This is a genomic window from Microbulbifer sp. MCCC 1A16149 (assembly GCF_050368945.1).
GTDB lineage: Bacteria > Pseudomonadota > Gammaproteobacteria > Pseudomonadales > Cellvibrionaceae > Microbulbifer.
The window spans coordinates 2,468,382-2,484,661 of sequence record NZ_CP185959.1; the positions used below are offsets into that span (position 1 = coordinate 2,468,382).

A 16,280-nucleotide genomic window follows, 5' to 3' on the forward strand; every position below is an offset into this window, starting at 1 on the left:
CACTCAGTGGGAGCGGTCAGGCAAGACGGGGAATTTTCAGTTCGCGGCAAGACGCTCCAGATAGCGACGATGTGATTCAAAACGGGCCACATTGCCGCCGCAGAATGACTGGACATCGCGGAGCAATTGTTGGGACTCAAGGCCACCACCGACGGCACCGCCCTTCGGAAACCGTCCCATTCCCGCGAGCAGGCAATACCAGCTCGCATGCGAGTAGATCTTATCGGCACCTGCCTTCTTTAGATACTCAACAAAGTCGTCTCCGCGATCCCAGCAGTCCACCAGCCTCTGTAACCGTTCGGGCACGGCAATGTCGTGGCGCGCGGCACGCCAGTACTCCGTATCATTCCGTGTATTCAGGAAATAGTGCGCAACAACATAGTCCAGCACACCGTCGAACATTGTATTGATGTTGTGATTGAACGCACTGCGCTGATTCTCGCCCGATGCGTGCGGATTAACAGGATCGAACGCCAGAGAAAATCGCTCGATGGTGAACTGAACGAGCATCAGGGCTGTCGCCTCGAGCGGCTCGATAAATCCCTGTGACAGTCCGACACCCAGGCAGTTTGAGGACCAGTGCTGCTCTATGCGGCCTACCTGCATTTTCAGGTGTCGACACGAAATACCATCAGGTGCGCCGGTTCGCTTACGCAACTCCTGTTCGGCCGCTTCCGGACTTATAAAGGCATCGCCGTAGACATAACCAAAGCCGGTGCGGCTTTGCAGAGGAATGTTCCACATCCAGCCGTGAGTTAATGCCTCAGATACGGTTTCTGATTTCAGGGGTACCTGACTGTCTCCCGGCATCTGCAGGGCGACGGCAGCGTTGTTGAGTAGCGTCTTTTCATACGAAGAGAACTGATACTCAGGCAGTTCTGACAACAAACTGCTGCGAAAGCCTGTGCAGTCGATAAAGAAGTCAGCGGCGATAGCTTCGCCGCTCGCTGTCGTCAAACTGTCAATCACTACATCACCCTGCCCTCGCTCGCGCAGCCTGACCCGATCGATGGTGGCCTGACGATACCTAACACCGGCCTGCATCGCCTTGGACTTCAAAAACCTGCCGAGAAGTCCCGCATCAAAGTGATAAGCGTAATCCAGCTCAAAGGGTAGTGGGCGCTTGGGAATTGGCGCCATGCCGGCAGTCGACAGATAAGGCGCATGGAAAAAATGATCTGGCTGTGCGTCCACCAATATGCCTCGACGACGCATATCAGCCTGTGAAAAAAACTCCGCACCGGTTTCACGATCGAGGGGGGAATAGAACGGGTGATAGTAAGCAGCATACCCCGGGGTCGTAGACCAACCCGGAAACCGGATTCCACACTTGTAGGTTGCGTCACAGGCCGGCATCCACTCGCTTTCAGGAATATCGAGCGCGCGGAACAAGGACTTGAGATAGGGAGTACTTCCCTCCCCGACCCCGATGGTGCCAATCTCAGTGGATTCCACCAGAGAAATGTTGACCGGAAAGTCTCGCCACCGATGCGCCAGCAGATTCGCTGCCATCCACCCGGCGGTTCCACCGCCGACAATCAGTACGGAAAAATTTTTCCCCACAAGATCCCCCTGACACTTCACGTATATTGCTAGCTGGCGCAGTTCCACCACAGATTTTTCAGTGGCAGAATAGAGGCAGTACTACTGCTGAAATAATTCTTATAAATTCATTACACCACCGAATTAGTTTCGCGACAATCCGGTGTAGGGGGCTAAAATGAAACCAATAAAAAAAGTGGTGGTGGTTGGAGGTGGTACTGCCGGTTGGCTGGCCGCGGCCAGCCTGGCCCGTCATCTGTCCCCGCTGAAAAATCAGGAGTACTCTGTAACCCTGGTGGAATCACCGGACACCCCCGCAATTGGTGTGGGTGAAGGAACCTGGCCGACGATACGTAATACACTGAAAAACCTCGGCATCGATGAATTTGAATTTATCCGCTCCTGCGATGCATCATTCAAACAGGGGACACAGTTTGTCAATTGGCATACCGCCAACGTAAATGGCGAAGATTCCAGCTACTATCATTCATTCGAGTTGCCACGCGGAATGTGGCCAACTCCCCCGGGACCTTACTGGCACCACCTGCAGTATCAGCTAGGTCTACCCTATGCGGAGGCTATTTCGCCACAGCCCGCAGCATGTCAAAAGCATCTCGCCCCAAAATCACTGAAAACCCCGCAGTACGAAGCGATTCTTAATTACGCCTACCACCTTGACGCCGGAAAATTTGCGACTTTCCTGAGGAATCACGCCGGTGAAAAATTGGGAGTAACGCACCTGCTGGCACATGTGCAGTCCGCACAGTTATCTGAGTCGGGATTCATTGACTCCATCATAACCAGGGAAGGCGACAGTATTTGCGGGGACTTGTTTATCGACTGCAGCGGATTTACCAGTCTGCTTCTTGACCAGACCTATCAGATCCCCTTTCACGGCGTAAGCGATACCCTGCTTGTCAACAAAGCAGTCGCGATGCAGGTCCCCTATGCCGACGCCGAGGGACCGATCAACAGCCCTACCCTCTCGACCGCACAATCGGCAGGCTGGATCTGGGATATCGGCCTGCAAAGTAGACGTGGTACCGGCTATGTTTACAGCGCCAATCACACGACCGCGGATGAAGCGGAGAATACGCTGCGCAATTATGCCCGCGCGACATTCAATCAGTCACAAGCCACACCTGCTCAACCTGACATTGTCGATCATCTTGAGGCACGCCATATTGATCTGCGCCTGGGCTTTCGGGAAAAAGTGTTCCACAAAAACTGTGTAGGCATGGGGCTCTCCGCAGCATTTCTAGAGCCGCTCGAGGCAAGTGCCATATTCCTTATCGAGGCATCGTGCAACATGCTTACGGAGCTGTTTCCACAGCATTTGGGACAGCTGTCAGCATTGGAAAAAAAATATAATGCTGTTTTCAACGAACGCTGGCATCGCGTTGTCGACTTTATCAAGCTGCATTACTACCTATCCCGCAGGAAAGACAGCGATTTCTGGCTGGACAATACTGAGGTGTCCTCCCTCCCCGATACGCTAAAAGCCCAGCTGGCATTCTGGAAACACTACCCCCCAAGCAGGTTCGATATGCCGAGTTCGCTGGAGCCGTTTGTCCGGGAAAGCTATGAGTTCATCCTGTACGGGATGGAGTATCACTCGGACTATCAATGGAACGCAGGCCAGCTACCTCACCTGGAAGAGGCACGGCGTAACTTTCAGCGCATCCATCAGCTGAGCAGCGAGATATCCGATGTGCTGCCCACCAACAGGGTACTCCTCCAGCGAATACAGAATTATCGCTAGAAAAAATAAAAAGAAACCGGCCTCTGGCCGGTTTCTTTTTAGCTAGCCGTAAAGTGCGATTGGCGCTTAGAATTTAACCGCCGCATTCACGAACCAGCGGGTACCGCCATCATTGATCAGCTGGAACAGACCATCCCAGGAATCCTGAGCGTTTTTGGTGCGGTACAGCTCACCCGTCAGATTGACACCCTGCAAGCTCAGGGTCACGTTTTCAGTTACCTCAGCAGAGAAGGCAACGTCCACGGAAGTGTAGGCCTCAGTTTCAGAAGCAGTGCCAATACGGAATCCGTTAAAGAACTCACCGCGATGGTTTGCCATCAGACGTGCGCTGTAACGGTCATTTTCCCAGTAGGTGGTCACGTTCCACATGTCTTCTGAGTTACCCGGCAGATTCAGACCATCCTGACCATTGTTGTCTACAACTTCTGCGTCAGTGAAGGTGTAGTTGGTGGTCACGCCGAAGCCGTAGCCCAGTTCCGCCTGAAGCTGAAGCTCGATACCCTGCAGGTTTGCCTCGCCACCATTACGGGTACGAGAGATATCCAGGTCAGCGGTAAAGAAGTCACCAGTGTCTTCATCGATAATTTGATGCGTCTCGATCTCGGAAATCGAGAACAGGAAAGAGTCGATATCTTTACGGAAGTAGGTAGCACTGGCGAGCGCACCTTCCGCAAAATACCACTCGATACCGAGATCAAACTGGGTTGCCAGCCAAGGCTCCAGGTAGGGGTTACCCGCAGAACCGGTGCGCGTGGTGCTGTTATAGCTGAAAGTGTTGCGCAGATCCTGATAGTTGGGGAGAGACATCACACGCGCCGCGGCACCGCGCACCAACACGTCTTCATTGATTTCATAGGTGACGTTCAGGCTGGGCAGGAACTCACTGTAATCATTATTGGTAGGCACACGCAGCGCGTCTGCCTGGTTCGCCACAGACTCGAGGTCGTAATCGACATAGCGTACGCCGAAGTTACCGGCAAACTTGTCATACTCAAACTCGGCCATACCATAAATCGCGAGTTTCTGCTCGTTGATCTGATAGAAGTCCGCCAGGCTTTCACGCTGCAGGGTGTTAGACGGGGTCAGATCCGCTGAGAGGCTGCGAATGCCATCCAGATCCAGAGTTGGCAGACAGGTCAGGGTGTTGCTCTTCGCGGTTTCCTGATACTGGCCACATCCGGTGTTTACCGGTAGATCCGCGTAGGTGGCGGTACCGGTAGCGAGGCTGGCCGGGATATCCACGGTGAAATTATGCAGGGAACGCTCGTTGGTGCGATCCTGATACTTCAGGCCAGTCTTCACGGAGGTGACAATACCACCATTTTGCATTGGTACCGTCAGATCGAATTGCGCGTAAGTTTCCTCGTCCGCATCCTGAATGTGCGGGTTATTCTCGCGGATGCTCAACGGATAGCTGGCGGGGTTACTCGGGTCAAACCCGTCGAATTCCACTCCGAGCTTGTTCCCGGTCAGGTCCAGCGTGAGTACCTCATCTCCGGTGAGGCCGGCAGCACCCATGGTCTGGGTATTGATCATGCCGGAGTAACCGATCACGATGATATCGCCCTCAGCTTCGGTGTGGCCCACCTGTACGTGTGCGTCGAACAGCTCGTGGCTGTAGTTCACATCGATATCAAGTGCCTGGGCTTCCGGGTTGGTATTGCGGAAAAATGTATCCGGACCGAACCAGTAGTCGTTGCCGGACTCGCCGGTTACATCACTCAGGTAAGAGTCATGCCTCAGAACGCCCTGACCAGCGGGAAAATCTTCCACAGCGGTTACATTGCGGATATCAGCCGTACGCCCGGGTACTACCAGATAGTTTGAGTTCACGTTGTCCGCAGACAGCGAGAAGTTGAGGTAGTTGGCAGTGATGTCCAGCTGTTCGTTTGGTTGGTACTGGGCGGTAAGATTATATGCCGTACGTTCACGCTGCTGCTGGAAAATAGCGTGTCCTGCCCCCCAGGTGACCTGGTCGAAGTCACCGGAACCGTCGGTATCTTTCGCCGCGGCGGCGCTGCCATAGTAGTTTTCCATGGCGTCATAGGTAGTAAAGCGTTCCTGATGACTAGCACTGATCAATACGCCGAATTTTTCATCATCGGTTTTCCAGCTGTAAAGCCCGGAAAACGCCGGATCCCAACGCTCCGCATTCTCAGAGTACTGATACTCCATGGAGCCGTGCATGGTATTGGCGTCCATCTCTAGCGGACGGCGAGTCTTGATATTCACCACACCACCGATGGAGCCGTCGGGGAGATCCGCGCGCGGCGACTTGTATACTTCCAGAGAAGAAACCAGCTCTGCGGCCAGCATATCGGAACGGAAGCCGCGGGTTGGGCGGTATCCTTCAAACCATTGCGCGGTCGAAATCGACTGGCCGTTAAGGTAGGTCAAGCTCAATGCCGGATCGAGGCCGCGGATACTCACACCGTCTGCTTCACCAAAGCGGCGTTCAATACCAACGCCGGGAATACGCATCAGCGCATCACCGATGTTTTTATCGGGGAACTTGCCAATATCTTCGGCATTGATGCTGTCCATCACGACAGTGGCATAGCGCTTTACATTGACGCTCTTTTCCAATGCGGCACGAAAGCCGACGACCTGAATCTCTTCGAGAGACGCTACTTCATCTTTCTTCTCTTCCTGCTTTTCGGCTTCTTGCGCAAATGCCAGCGGCGCTGTAACGCCTACCAGTGCCAATGCAACACCGTGTGCGAGCAGGTTCTTACGGAAGTTATTGGATTTCATAGTATTTTCCGTTTTATCGTTTGTTGGATTTTGCTTATCAGCTTCCCTTCGCCCAACCTGACCAAACTGACATCGCTGTCATTTTTATCCAAGAAAGGCCTAGATACCTCACATCCAATGGCCTTCCATTCCGGAAAGCGCGCAACAAGACTACTTAGAAAATTCCAAAAAAACCACACAATTGGAATTTTTTATTTGTAGAATACCCAAAGCAAGCAGCAACATGACGCACGATTCAACCTAGAGGAGCATTAATGCGCCACGCTGAATAACTTATGCTGGACTGAAGAATAATCAGGGACGCCTCATAGCTGCTGATTCACCTATCGCTCAAACCGATCGAGGGTGATTCGCCAAACGCTTCAAAATACATAACATTGCGGATCAGACAGCATCTACTCGTCCGAAAGCCAATAACCAATAAATATCCGGTATGAATTCCATAAATCCGCTCCGCAGTCATCTGCCCTATATGGCAAGCTTGCTATTTGTCGCCATGATGGGCGCATCCATCCTGACGCTACTGCCTCTGTGGGTAGGTGCACTGACCGATCAGGAAATATTTAGCGGGCAACAAATTGGCTGGCTGGCCTCCGCAGATGTCATCGGCATATTCCTGAGTTCCGCATCCGCAATATTCTGGGTACGTAAATTGCCCTGGAAACCCGTGGTACTACTCGGCCTCGTCCTTTTTTGTCTCGCCAACCTCGCCAGCCTCGGAACGCAACAATTTATCCCGCTGATGGCAATTCGTATCTTTGCCGGGCTCGGCTGTGGCTCGGCTTACGCTATTGCCCTTGCGGGGCTCGGTGACCAGCGAAATCCGCAACTCGCCTTTGGTCTGATGGTTACCGCTCAGGTTGTTTTCGGCACCATCGGTTTCTTCGCGGTACCGCGTATCATGGGGGAGACAGATTTCAGTGGATTTTTCCACTATCTGAATGGGTGGCTAGTCATTACGATCGCACTATGCTTGATTGCTTTCCCGCGCTCTGAAAAATCCCGAGATACGGGTAGTAGCATAGTTTCGACATTGCTGACGGCTCGCGCCCTGCTTGTGTTCGCCACGACGGTAATTTACTACTGCGGTGTATCTGCGGTCTGGGCTTATCTGGAGCGGATTGGTGTAAACCTCGCGCTGGGGAGCGCAGAGGTTGGAGATCTCCTGGGTATTGGCTTTGCGATCAGTGGACTCGGTTCGCTAGCCACTCCGTGGCTAAGCCAGTATCTCAGCCGTGTGATCACACTGATCATCGCCATGACAGCGCAGATGATCACCATGGCGGTACTGATTGGCGAATACAGCCTGAATGCCTACTGGCTGTATGCCATTACTTCCATCGTATTCCAGTTTTTCTGGAGCTTCTCGCTGCCGCTGCTGATGGATCAGTTCAATCGTGTGGACGACACCGGTCGTTTCATCGTGCTGTGCGCCAGTGCTTTCAAAGTTGGTGAAATTGTCGGCCCTCCTCTGGCCGCAGCGCTTATCACTGTTGGCGGTTTTTCCTCAGTGCTGTACTTGGGCATTGGCTGCATGGCCGTAACGCTGGTAATCGCGCTCACTACCGAGCGGCGCAACCCGACCGATACCGCATCAGTAATGGCGGCGCCGGTATGAAGCACCGGGCCATAGTCAACTGTTCCCTGAAAAGGTGGCTAGGTACTTGCTTTCTGCTAGTGCTTGCTTCGCATGTGGAATATGCACACGCAGGATCAGCGCTGGATCCATTCAGCCGATTGACGCAAGAAGACCTCAACCTCGGGCAGTACCGAACTGCCAACGGGCTCCCTGCAGAGAATTACTGGCAGCAGAAGGTGGATTACACGATTTGGGCGGAGCTTGATCCCGCACTCAAGCGGATCAATGGCCGTGCCGAAGTGATTTATCACAACAACTCACCAGATCGACTCCAGTTTCTGTTCTTTGCACTGGATCACAATGCGCTCAAGCCGGGGTCAGCCGCTTCCTACAACCTGCAAGCCATTGCAAGTGAAGCAAGCCGTTCACGTGCCCAGGCCCGCTCTGAAGCGGCAGGTTTTATAATCCGCTCAGTGAGCGATGGAGCGGGCAAGGCGCTGCAGTGGGAGATTCGCGATACGAATTTACAGGTCCAGCTACCAAAAACGCTCGCATCCGGCGCACGTCAGTCGATTCAAATCCAATGGACATTGCCCCTCACGGATAAGGTCGCTACAGGAGCACGCAGTGGATTTGAGGTGCTCGACGATGGCGTCCCCATATTCGTGGCTGCGCAGTGGTTTCCCCGGGCGATCGCCTACACAGATTATGCAGGTTGGCAACTCAAACCCTTTCTTCAACAAGGGGAATTTTCCACTGAGTTTGGAGACTATCGGATATCACTGACAGTTCCCGCCAACTATGTCGTGGCGGCGAGTGGTGCTCTGCAGAACGCCGCAGAAGTCTTGAGCCCCGACCAGCTTGCCCACTGGCAGGCACCATCAACGACACCCGCTCATATGGTCGACGAAATACAGGCACGAGATCAGCGCGCGACCTCTACGGGGGAAAGCATCGCCTGGAAATTTGCTGGTGAAGATCTCCGTGACTTTGCGTTCAGCGCGTCTCCGGCATTTATGTGGCAAATACAGATGGATAATCGTGGGCGCAAACTGCAACAGTTTTACCCCCGCGAAGCAGCACCACTTTGGGAGAGGTTTGGCTTGGCGGCCATCCAACATACCTTAACCGTATTCGATACCGCACTCTTCCCTTTGGAAGCAGATAGCATCAGCATTGTTAACGCTGCGGGTTTTGGTATGGAGTACCCGGGGCTCGCCACCATTGCCACTCGCCCTGAACGCCCGTTACCTACTGCGGAGCAGCCAGCCTGGAACCGCTCCACCAAATACGACTTTATTGGTACGGTCATTCACGAAGTGGGGCACAACTATCTGCCCATGCGCGTCAATACCGACGAGCGGGAATGGGCATGGCTGGATGAGGGCCTGGTGAGTTTTATTGAGTACCGCGCAGAACATAGCTGGGAAGCCAATTTCGATGTGATTTATGGCGAGCCTCGCACTATTGCCGGCTACACCGATAGCGCATCCAGCCAACCCATCATGAGCAGTGCGGACTCATTGCATCGGAAAATTGACAACGCGTATAACAAGACCGCCAGCATGCTCAATACACTGCGACATCTTGTGTTGGGTGAACACGTGTTTGACCTGGCCCTGGCAAATTTTGCGCGTAACTGGCAGGGAAAGCGACCCATGCCAGGAGACTTCTTCCGCGCAATGGAAACGACTGCGGGTACAGACTTGAGCTGGTTCTGGCACAGCTGGTTTTACCAGAGCCATTCTATTGATCTGGCTGTAGCAGGTATCCGAATTGATGACCAAAACCTGCCAATAACGCCAGCGGAATCCATTGAGCCCAGTGCATTGGCGCATACAGTTGGCAAAATTCGCCAATTTGTCGTGGATAAATCCCCTCACCTTGCCGATGCCTACACCGAAGGCCTGGCTGATCCACTCCCAGAAATAACTCCGGTTTCAGCGGCTAATGAGCACAATGAAAGCGGGACGAAACACTGGTATACCCTCGAGATCACCAACCACGGGGAAGGTCTGCTACCGGTCCCCTTGCAGTTGATCTTCAGCGACGGTAGCCAGCACACAATCACCGTGCCAGCGCAGGCCTGGATGCGTGCACGGGAACAACTGGCCCTTCAGCTTCAACTGGTTAAAACACTTACCGGCGTGTGTTCCGATCCGCTGTGGCTGACACCCGATACCAACAGAAACAATAATTGTGTGGAGGTTCAATCGCCATGAAAAGTAAGTCTCTTTCACTTTTCATCTCGACTTTTTTATCCCTCGCAGGCTGTAGTGAATCTTCGCAACCCGAGGGGCACTACTATTCAGTAGAAACCTCTCCGACGGCCGTCATCGAAACACCAGCCGCCTCCCCGGTCGCCATGGGCGAAAGGCTCGTTGCTGAGGCCCTGCCCTGGGAAAACCGGGAATATCGGGTTGGCACGGCGGAACAATGCATGAACTGGACACGGGAAATACTCGTCGCAGCCTGCGGCCCGCACTTTGCCACACTGGAAACACGCAACCCATGGGACAAGCATCTACTTGGTGCCGACGACGAGCTGCTGCCGGAACACGTAGATTCATTGGCTGCCGACGAGTTCGGCCAGAAAATTGCGACAATCGATGCACTGCAACCTGGTGACCTCGTTTTCCTTAAAAATACCTATGGTGATTGGGCCGAGGGTGTGCTGACCCATGTGGGTATCGCCCTGGGAGATGGGCGCTATATCCACCGCATGACCTCCAACGACGGACTCGTAAAGATCAACACCATCCCTTCTGAGGATTTTGACTCAGGTATTCGACTGAAGGATTCACTATGTCAAGCACAATAATACATACACTGGGGCGCGCCGCCCTGCTCACCTCAGCAGTAACCATGGCGGTGCTGAATCTAGGCTGTAGCAGCACAAGTGCCGGCCTCAATCACGAGAGCGATGCCTACAAAATTGAAGTCGTTGAGTCGAAAAATGCGAGTGAGCGCGTTCGATTTCTGGTAATGCATTTCACCGCAATCGACTTCGATACCTCGTTGCGGGTACTCACTCAACCCAGTTCCTCACCGGTAAGTTCGCACTACCTGGTGCCGGAAAGCGACGATCCCAGCTACCCGCATGAGGACCTGAGGGTTTACCAGCTAGTGGATGAGACGCGCCGGGCCTGGCATGCGGGCCCGAGTATCTGGGAAGACCGCAGCCAGTTGAACGACCACTCCATTGGAATTGAGATAGTCAACAAAAGTCACTGTCACCCACCCGCGGAATCGACGCCGGGAGCTGAGACAGAGGCCGTATGTTTCTTCCCGGACTTCGATCCCAAACAGATGGAGCTGGTGATTGCGCTCTCGAAGGATATTCTGGCACGCTACCCGGATATTTCTCCTACCCGAGTGATCGGCCACGGAGACATTATCCCGCAGTGGAAAATTGATCCTGGTCCCAAATTTCCCTGGCAACAGCTGGCCGAAGCGGGTATTGGTGCATGGTTTGATGATGAAACAGTAACGCGTCACCTGGACTATCTGAATGGCAACACCACCAGTGATCGGGAAAGTGTTCGCTTGCGATTTGCCCAGTGGCTCAGCGACTATGGTTACGGTATCGACCCGGAAACAGCGACTGATGAGGAAATCACGCTGTATACCCGCGCCTTCCAGTACCACTTCCGTCCCTGGAAAGTGGATGGCGAGGTAGACAATCACAGTCGGGCAATCTTGCTCGCCCTTTTGGAAAAATATTTTCCACAAAAACTCAGTGGTTACCCCGATATCAATCAGGCGGTGCTGGCTGCCAAGGATTCCTGAGGGCTCGCAGGTACTACCGAACCTCCTCCCTGCGCAATCACGGAGGAGGTCAACGCCAGCACACCCTCAAAGAGTGACTGGCTGCGGAACAGGGGTAGTCCGTCTTCCGTCGCAATCGCGCAACCAGTCACTCCATCCACCATACCCACATCGACCAGTGCCTCAAGACACTCGGATAATACAAAGCCGTCAAGAAGCGGACGTCGAATACAGGCTGATGCGAGTGCAAGTAAACCGTACGCACCCCAGTTAGAAACATCTGCAATTACAAGCTCATCTGTGGTAGCGGTGGCGCACGACACAGGAAGGTCCTGCAATTGCTTGCGCACCTGCCCCATTCCCAGCTCATTACCGCCATCTGCGATCGCCAGTGTCGGGCAATCTGCCTTTGAAAGCATTAGCTCCCAGGGAAGCACACCATCATCGATGAGTTCAAAACGCATATTCCGGTAGTGACCGTCAACTGCTGCGCCAGGTACCTCAATAAATACGATCAATGTAGGGGAAAACCAGTTCAGAAATTGGTCTACCCTTTCTTCAAAGCTTTCTCGGTCAACTGGAAACACGGACTTCGCGATCTCTTTTCCTTCCGGAACCGCATTTGGTAGTGCCTCTGTCAGTAACTCTGCATATTCCCGCATACCCAGTAATGATACTTCAGAGCCCAATGCGCGGAGACCTCGTGCTAGCGCGATAGCACCAGCCGGGCCGTCTGTCTCGTAGTGCCCGCTGACGGGAAAACCGCTAACGATCGCCACACGCTGTCGATGCTGCAACAGTGTTTGAACCGCGGGTAGCAAGTAATCGCGATAACCGCTATTGCGCACAGTTTCCATACCCCGGAGATTTCCGGCCACCAACAAACCCTCGATTTGAGCTGCCAAGTGCACGGTATCGGGACGTCGAAAGATATTCAGGGAATAACTTGCCATTTATGCGCACTCCTGTGCTGAAAAAAACTGAGTTTGAAACAACCATTCCCGCTGCGCCTCGGCGCGGTCTCCCAGGGAAAACTGCACGCTTGTTCCGGGGCGTGCCTGAGCTAGCCGATCCAGATCCGCACGGTACACATGACCGAGTTTCGGATAGCCCCCGATGGTCTGGCAATCGGGCATCAGGACAATTGGCAGGCCATTCGCGGGAACCTGGATGGCACCAGCACCAACCGCCTCGGAAATCATGCTTCCCGGCGCATCTGGCAATGAAGTACCCTTGAGCCGCACGCCCATTCGATCGGATTCGGCAGCCACTTCAAATGAGGAATCAAAAAACTGGTGGCGGCTTTGTGCAGAGAATTGTGCAAACTGGTTAGAGGGAACGACACGTAGCTCGATAGGGCCTTTATAGGTACGTCGAAACTTGGGCGGTACCCAACGGTCCGGAACCCAGTCGGCATCCACTGTTGATACCTGGAGCCGATCACCGGCCTGAAGCCGCAAACCATCACCGTGCAGGCCTCCAAGTCCGTCGCCGATACTGGTTGCACAGCTACCACATATCATGGGCGCTACAATACCACCGCGCATTGCCAGATATCCGCGCAGTCCACTGGTCGCATATGCTGCCGATAGCACATCCCCGGCTGAAGCGCGGTAAGTGCACCAGCTGTTTAAAGGCCGATCATTCAACTTCCAATGCATGTCTGCCCCGGTCACCGCAAAGTGGCAAACATCGGCAAAACGCAATCGAAACTTCCCAAGACAGATTTCAACCAGTGGCGCGCTGTCGGGATTACTCAAAAGGCGGTTAGCCCAGCCTGCCGCATGTCTGTCAGCGACACCGCTGACACTGATACCCAGGTGCTGGGCACCAAAGCGCCCTTTATCCTGAAGCAAGGCAAGCGGCCCTGCCTCCAGGATTTGTGCAGCATATCTACTCATCCAGACACCCCCCCTCATCCAGAAACGCGTGCCGCGATACTGGCTGGAACCGGACAAGATCACCGACATTAAGCAACACATCGGGTTTGCCATGCCTGCAAGAAAATAATGCTTTGGGACAACGGCCAATAAGGTTCCACCCCCCAGGGCTGGCAGAGGGGTAGACGGCGGCTTGCATGCCGGCGATAGCTACTGAACCTGCTGGCACTCTGGTACGCGGGGTCTCCATACGGGGGACGCGCAGGGCCTCTGGTGTCTCTGCCAAAAACGCAAACCCGGGACGAAAACCCAGCGCGTGCACCCGATAGGTTTGGGTACTGTGCGCGGCAACGACCTGCTCTTCTGTCAGCCCGGTTTGCCGAGCGACCCGTGGAAGATCCGGCGCCACTTCTTCTCCGTAGTACACCGGTAACACAACTAAATCACTTTGTTGCGCTGATGATTGTGACAATAAAGACAATTCATCATCGAGTTTGTCGACAATACGCCGGATGTTGCTGCACACGGTGTAAAAATCACTGCGCAGTAAATCGTAATACAATGTAACGCTACAATAGGAGGGAACCAGATCTTGCAGTAGGTGACCAATTTCTCGCCGCGCTTGTGTACTAAACCTGAGTACTCGTGCGAGTGCGAGTTCTCCGGGCTGCTCCGCCAGATACACAGTAATAGCGTTGTCACCGGCATCCTCTAACCGAACCATGATGCCTCCGCTAACTACCAGCCCAACACACCGATATCAGTCACCGCCTCCAGCGAAGCATTCAGCCGGTCGGTAATCAGCATGTGGCCTGGAGCATGGGTAATACAGAAGTCCAGCCGGGCATTACGCAACGCTTCAATGGCGGTTACTCCACAGGCCCAGAATGCAGGAACTTCCTCGGAGTGGATGGTCACGGCGTCACCAAATTCGGGCGCGTTAATATCTGCAATTCCCAACGCCTGGGGGTCACCTGCATAAACCGGTGCGCCGTGAACCAGTGGGTATCGCCCGGAAATTTCACAGGCGCGCTCTACCCCTTCACCGGGAAATGGCCGCATGCTCACGACCAGATTTCCGTGAAAGGGGCCTGCCGGCTCGCAGGGAATATCTGTGCGATACATTGGCACGTTGGCACCTTCGCTAATATTGCGCACTTCAAGGCCACCGCCAATCAGCGCCTCTTCAAAAGAAAACGAACAGCCCAGTGCAAAGGTGACCAGGTCCTCTCGCCAGATATCCCGAATATCGGTGGCTTCCTGAGGCTCCTGATCAGCGCGATGTACCAGATAGCGGGGAACATCAGTACGAATATCGATATCTTCCCCCAGGGTAGGCAATAAATATTGTCCCGGCTCGGCGCGATGCAGCAGAGCGCAAGCACGAGTGTTGCGCTTGCAAAAATCTGCAAACGCATCTGCATATTGCAGCGGTACCATGGCGATGTTTGCCTGCACATAGCCCGCTGCCAAACCGGAAGTGGGCCCACAAAATCGGCCTGCGCGGATTTCCGCCCGAATCACACTCGCGCACTGTTTGATCATGAATTTAATACCTGTAAGTTCATCGGCCGGTTGTCCGCATGAATAAACGGGCCGGTAACAGCTTCAATACCAAGAGCAAACTGCAACAAGCGGCCATCGGCATAGGGATGCCCGACCAGCTGTACCCCGGTGGGAACCCCGTTATCGGCGAAACCACTGGGAAGCGAGAGGACCGGGCAACGACTTAGGGTGTTGAATGGGTAGGTCATAAACCACCCTTTCACCGGGTCCACCTCTACACCACCCACTTCCATCGAATCCCTACTGTAATCAAAATCTGCAGGGACACGGGTACTACAGACCGTGGGACACAACAGAAAATCGTAGTCTCGAAAGACCTGCTCAAGCGACTGCCACATATGCTGAGCATATTCATTGGCTTCCAGTATTCGCTGCGGTGATGCGGCGGCGGAAAGTGAGAAATAATGTTTTACGTAACTGGTCAGCTGTGCGCGACACTCGGCGTGATCGTATTTCTTGCGCAGCATATGCCCCATCTGCGCGCCCTGATGAATCTGCGCAGTACGGATACATCGGGCATCCCAGTCGAGTGAGACCATCTCTACTTCCGCCCCTGATGCACGAAGTGTTTCCGCGTAGGACAGCGTATTCCGGCGCACATCGTCATCCAGCGGAAAGAATCCGAGATCCAGTGACAACCCCACCTTCACTCCGCGTAGATCCAGCGGCTGCGATGCCACCGGTTCCTTTGCCATCTGCGACATCAGGTCAACCGGGTGCGGGCCGGAAATCAGGTTATACAACAGCACCATATCCCGCACACTGCGGGTCAACATGCCGTGATGCACATAGGGGTCGACATTGTAGGGAGGAATCTCAGGGATACGCCCATGGGAGGCTTTCAAACCGACCAAGCCACACTGGGAAGCCGGGATGCGTACCGAACCGCCCATATCGGTGCCGTTGGCGATGGTGCTCAAACCTGCGGCCATGGCCGCGGCAGCGCCGCCGGAAGATCCGCCAGGGGTAATGTCGGTATTCCAGGGATTGCGGGTAACCCCCCACAGGTCTGACCAGGTGTAGGAGGCAACGGAAAATTCCGGAGTGGCGGTACGCGCGTGAAAAATGGAGCCGGCTGCCATCAGTCTTTCAGGCACCGGGTCCGTTACATCCGCCACATTATTTTGCAGCAAACGCGAACCATTGGTGGTCACCTCACCGCGGACATAGGTTTCGTCCTTGATCGCGGTGATGACACCTTCCAGTGGCCGCGCCTCATTGCGCATATACGCCTGTTCGGCAAGGCGCGCCTGTTGCTGAGCACGCTCAAACCGGCACTGGGTAAACGGGTTGATCTCGCCACCGATTTGTTCAAAACGCTCGATTTGTGCCTGCAGTACGTCAACCGGGGAAACTTCCCGTTTTTTATAGCGCTGCAGTACCTCACAGGCATCTAGGTAACACAAATCCATTTCCATGGCGCACCTGT

12 protein-coding genes are annotated in these 16,280 nt (G+C 54.1%); 5 read left to right on the top strand and 7 right to left on the bottom strand.

Going from position 1 to position 16,280, the window contains the following annotated elements; translation table 11 throughout:
* Positions 1-36: 36 nt before the first annotated feature.
* Entirely contained in the window at positions 37-1,611 is a 1,575-nt protein-coding gene (locus tag ACONT6_RS10495) for a tryptophan halogenase family protein (protein WP_428818478.1), read from the bottom strand.
* Between the two features lie 109 nt (positions 1,612-1,720).
* Here ACONT6_RS10495 and ACONT6_RS10500 point away from each other — a divergent pair, with 109 nt between their 5' ends.
* Positions 1,721-3,304, top strand: a complete 1,584-nt coding sequence (locus tag ACONT6_RS10500) for a tryptophan halogenase family protein (protein WP_428818479.1) — start codon at positions 1,721-1,723, stop codon at positions 3,302-3,304.
* 66 nt (positions 3,305-3,370) lie between these two features.
* Here the strand turns inward: ACONT6_RS10500 and ACONT6_RS10505 are convergent, their stop codons facing one another.
* Positions 3,371-6,058, bottom strand: coding sequence for a TonB-dependent receptor (locus ACONT6_RS10505; protein ID WP_428818480.1), 2,688 nt, complete (start codon positions 6,056-6,058; stop codon positions 3,371-3,373).
* A 433-nt stretch (positions 6,059-6,491) separates the two neighbouring features.
* Here ACONT6_RS10505 and ACONT6_RS10510 point away from each other — a divergent pair, with 433 nt between their 5' ends.
* The 4 genes from ACONT6_RS10510 to ACONT6_RS10525 all read left to right on the top strand — a co-directional run bounded on the left by ACONT6_RS10510 (position 6,492) and on the right by ACONT6_RS10525 (position 11,426).
* Positions 6,492-7,676 (top strand): MFS transporter, encoded by a 1,185-nt coding sequence (locus tag ACONT6_RS10510; protein WP_428818481.1) that lies wholly within the window; start codon positions 6,492-6,494, stop codon positions 7,674-7,676.
* A gap of 119 nt (positions 7,677-7,795) precedes the next feature.
* On the top strand, positions 7,796-9,859 hold the full coding sequence (locus tag ACONT6_RS10515) for a M1 family metallopeptidase (protein ID WP_428818482.1): 2,064 nt from the start codon (positions 7,796-7,798) through the stop codon (positions 9,857-9,859).
* A complete protein-coding gene (locus tag ACONT6_RS10520; RefSeq protein WP_428818483.1) occupies positions 9,856-10,458 on the top strand; it encodes an NlpC/P60 family protein in 603 nt (200 codons plus the stop codon). Before ACONT6_RS10515 ends, ACONT6_RS10520 begins: the two co-directional genes overlap by 4 nt.
* The gene (locus ACONT6_RS10525; RefSeq protein WP_428818484.1) at positions 10,443-11,426 is read left to right on the top strand and encodes an N-acetylmuramoyl-L-alanine amidase; all 984 of its coding nucleotides are present in this window, start codon (positions 10,443-10,445) and stop codon (positions 11,424-11,426) included. The genes ACONT6_RS10520 and ACONT6_RS10525 overlap by 16 nt, the downstream gene beginning before the upstream one ends.
* Here ACONT6_RS10525 and ACONT6_RS10530 read toward each other — a convergent pair.
* From ACONT6_RS10530 to ACONT6_RS10550, 5 genes are read right to left on the bottom strand one after another with little or no spacing between them, the layout of a single operon-like run.
* Positions 11,396-12,358 (bottom strand): glutamate cyclase domain-containing protein, encoded by a 963-nt coding sequence (locus ACONT6_RS10530; protein ID WP_428818485.1) that lies wholly within the window; start codon positions 12,356-12,358, stop codon positions 11,396-11,398. The two genes, ACONT6_RS10525 and ACONT6_RS10530, sit on opposite strands and share 31 nt — an antisense overlap.
* Positions 12,359-13,375 (bottom strand): biotin-dependent carboxyltransferase family protein, encoded by a 1,017-nt coding sequence (locus ACONT6_RS10535; protein ID WP_428818486.1) that lies wholly within the window; start codon positions 13,373-13,375, stop codon positions 12,359-12,361.
* Positions 13,299-14,009 carry a 5-oxoprolinase subunit PxpB gene (gene pxpB / locus ACONT6_RS10540; protein ID WP_428818487.1) on the bottom strand — a complete coding sequence of 237 codons (711 nt, stop codon included), beginning with the start codon at positions 14,007-14,009 and terminating at the stop codon, positions 13,299-13,301. The genes ACONT6_RS10535 and pxpB overlap by 77 nt, the downstream gene beginning before the upstream one ends.
* A 14-nt stretch (positions 14,010-14,023) precedes the next feature.
* Positions 14,024-14,830 (bottom strand): putative hydro-lyase, encoded by an 807-nt coding sequence (locus ACONT6_RS10545; protein WP_428818488.1) that lies wholly within the window; start codon positions 14,828-14,830, stop codon positions 14,024-14,026.
* Positions 14,827-16,263: an amidase gene (locus ACONT6_RS10550; protein ID WP_428818489.1), complete on the bottom strand. Its 1,437-nt coding sequence runs from the start codon at positions 16,261-16,263 to the stop codon at positions 14,827-14,829. The genes ACONT6_RS10545 and ACONT6_RS10550 overlap by 4 nt, the downstream gene beginning before the upstream one ends.
* Between the last annotated feature and the right edge of the window lie 17 nt (positions 16,264-16,280).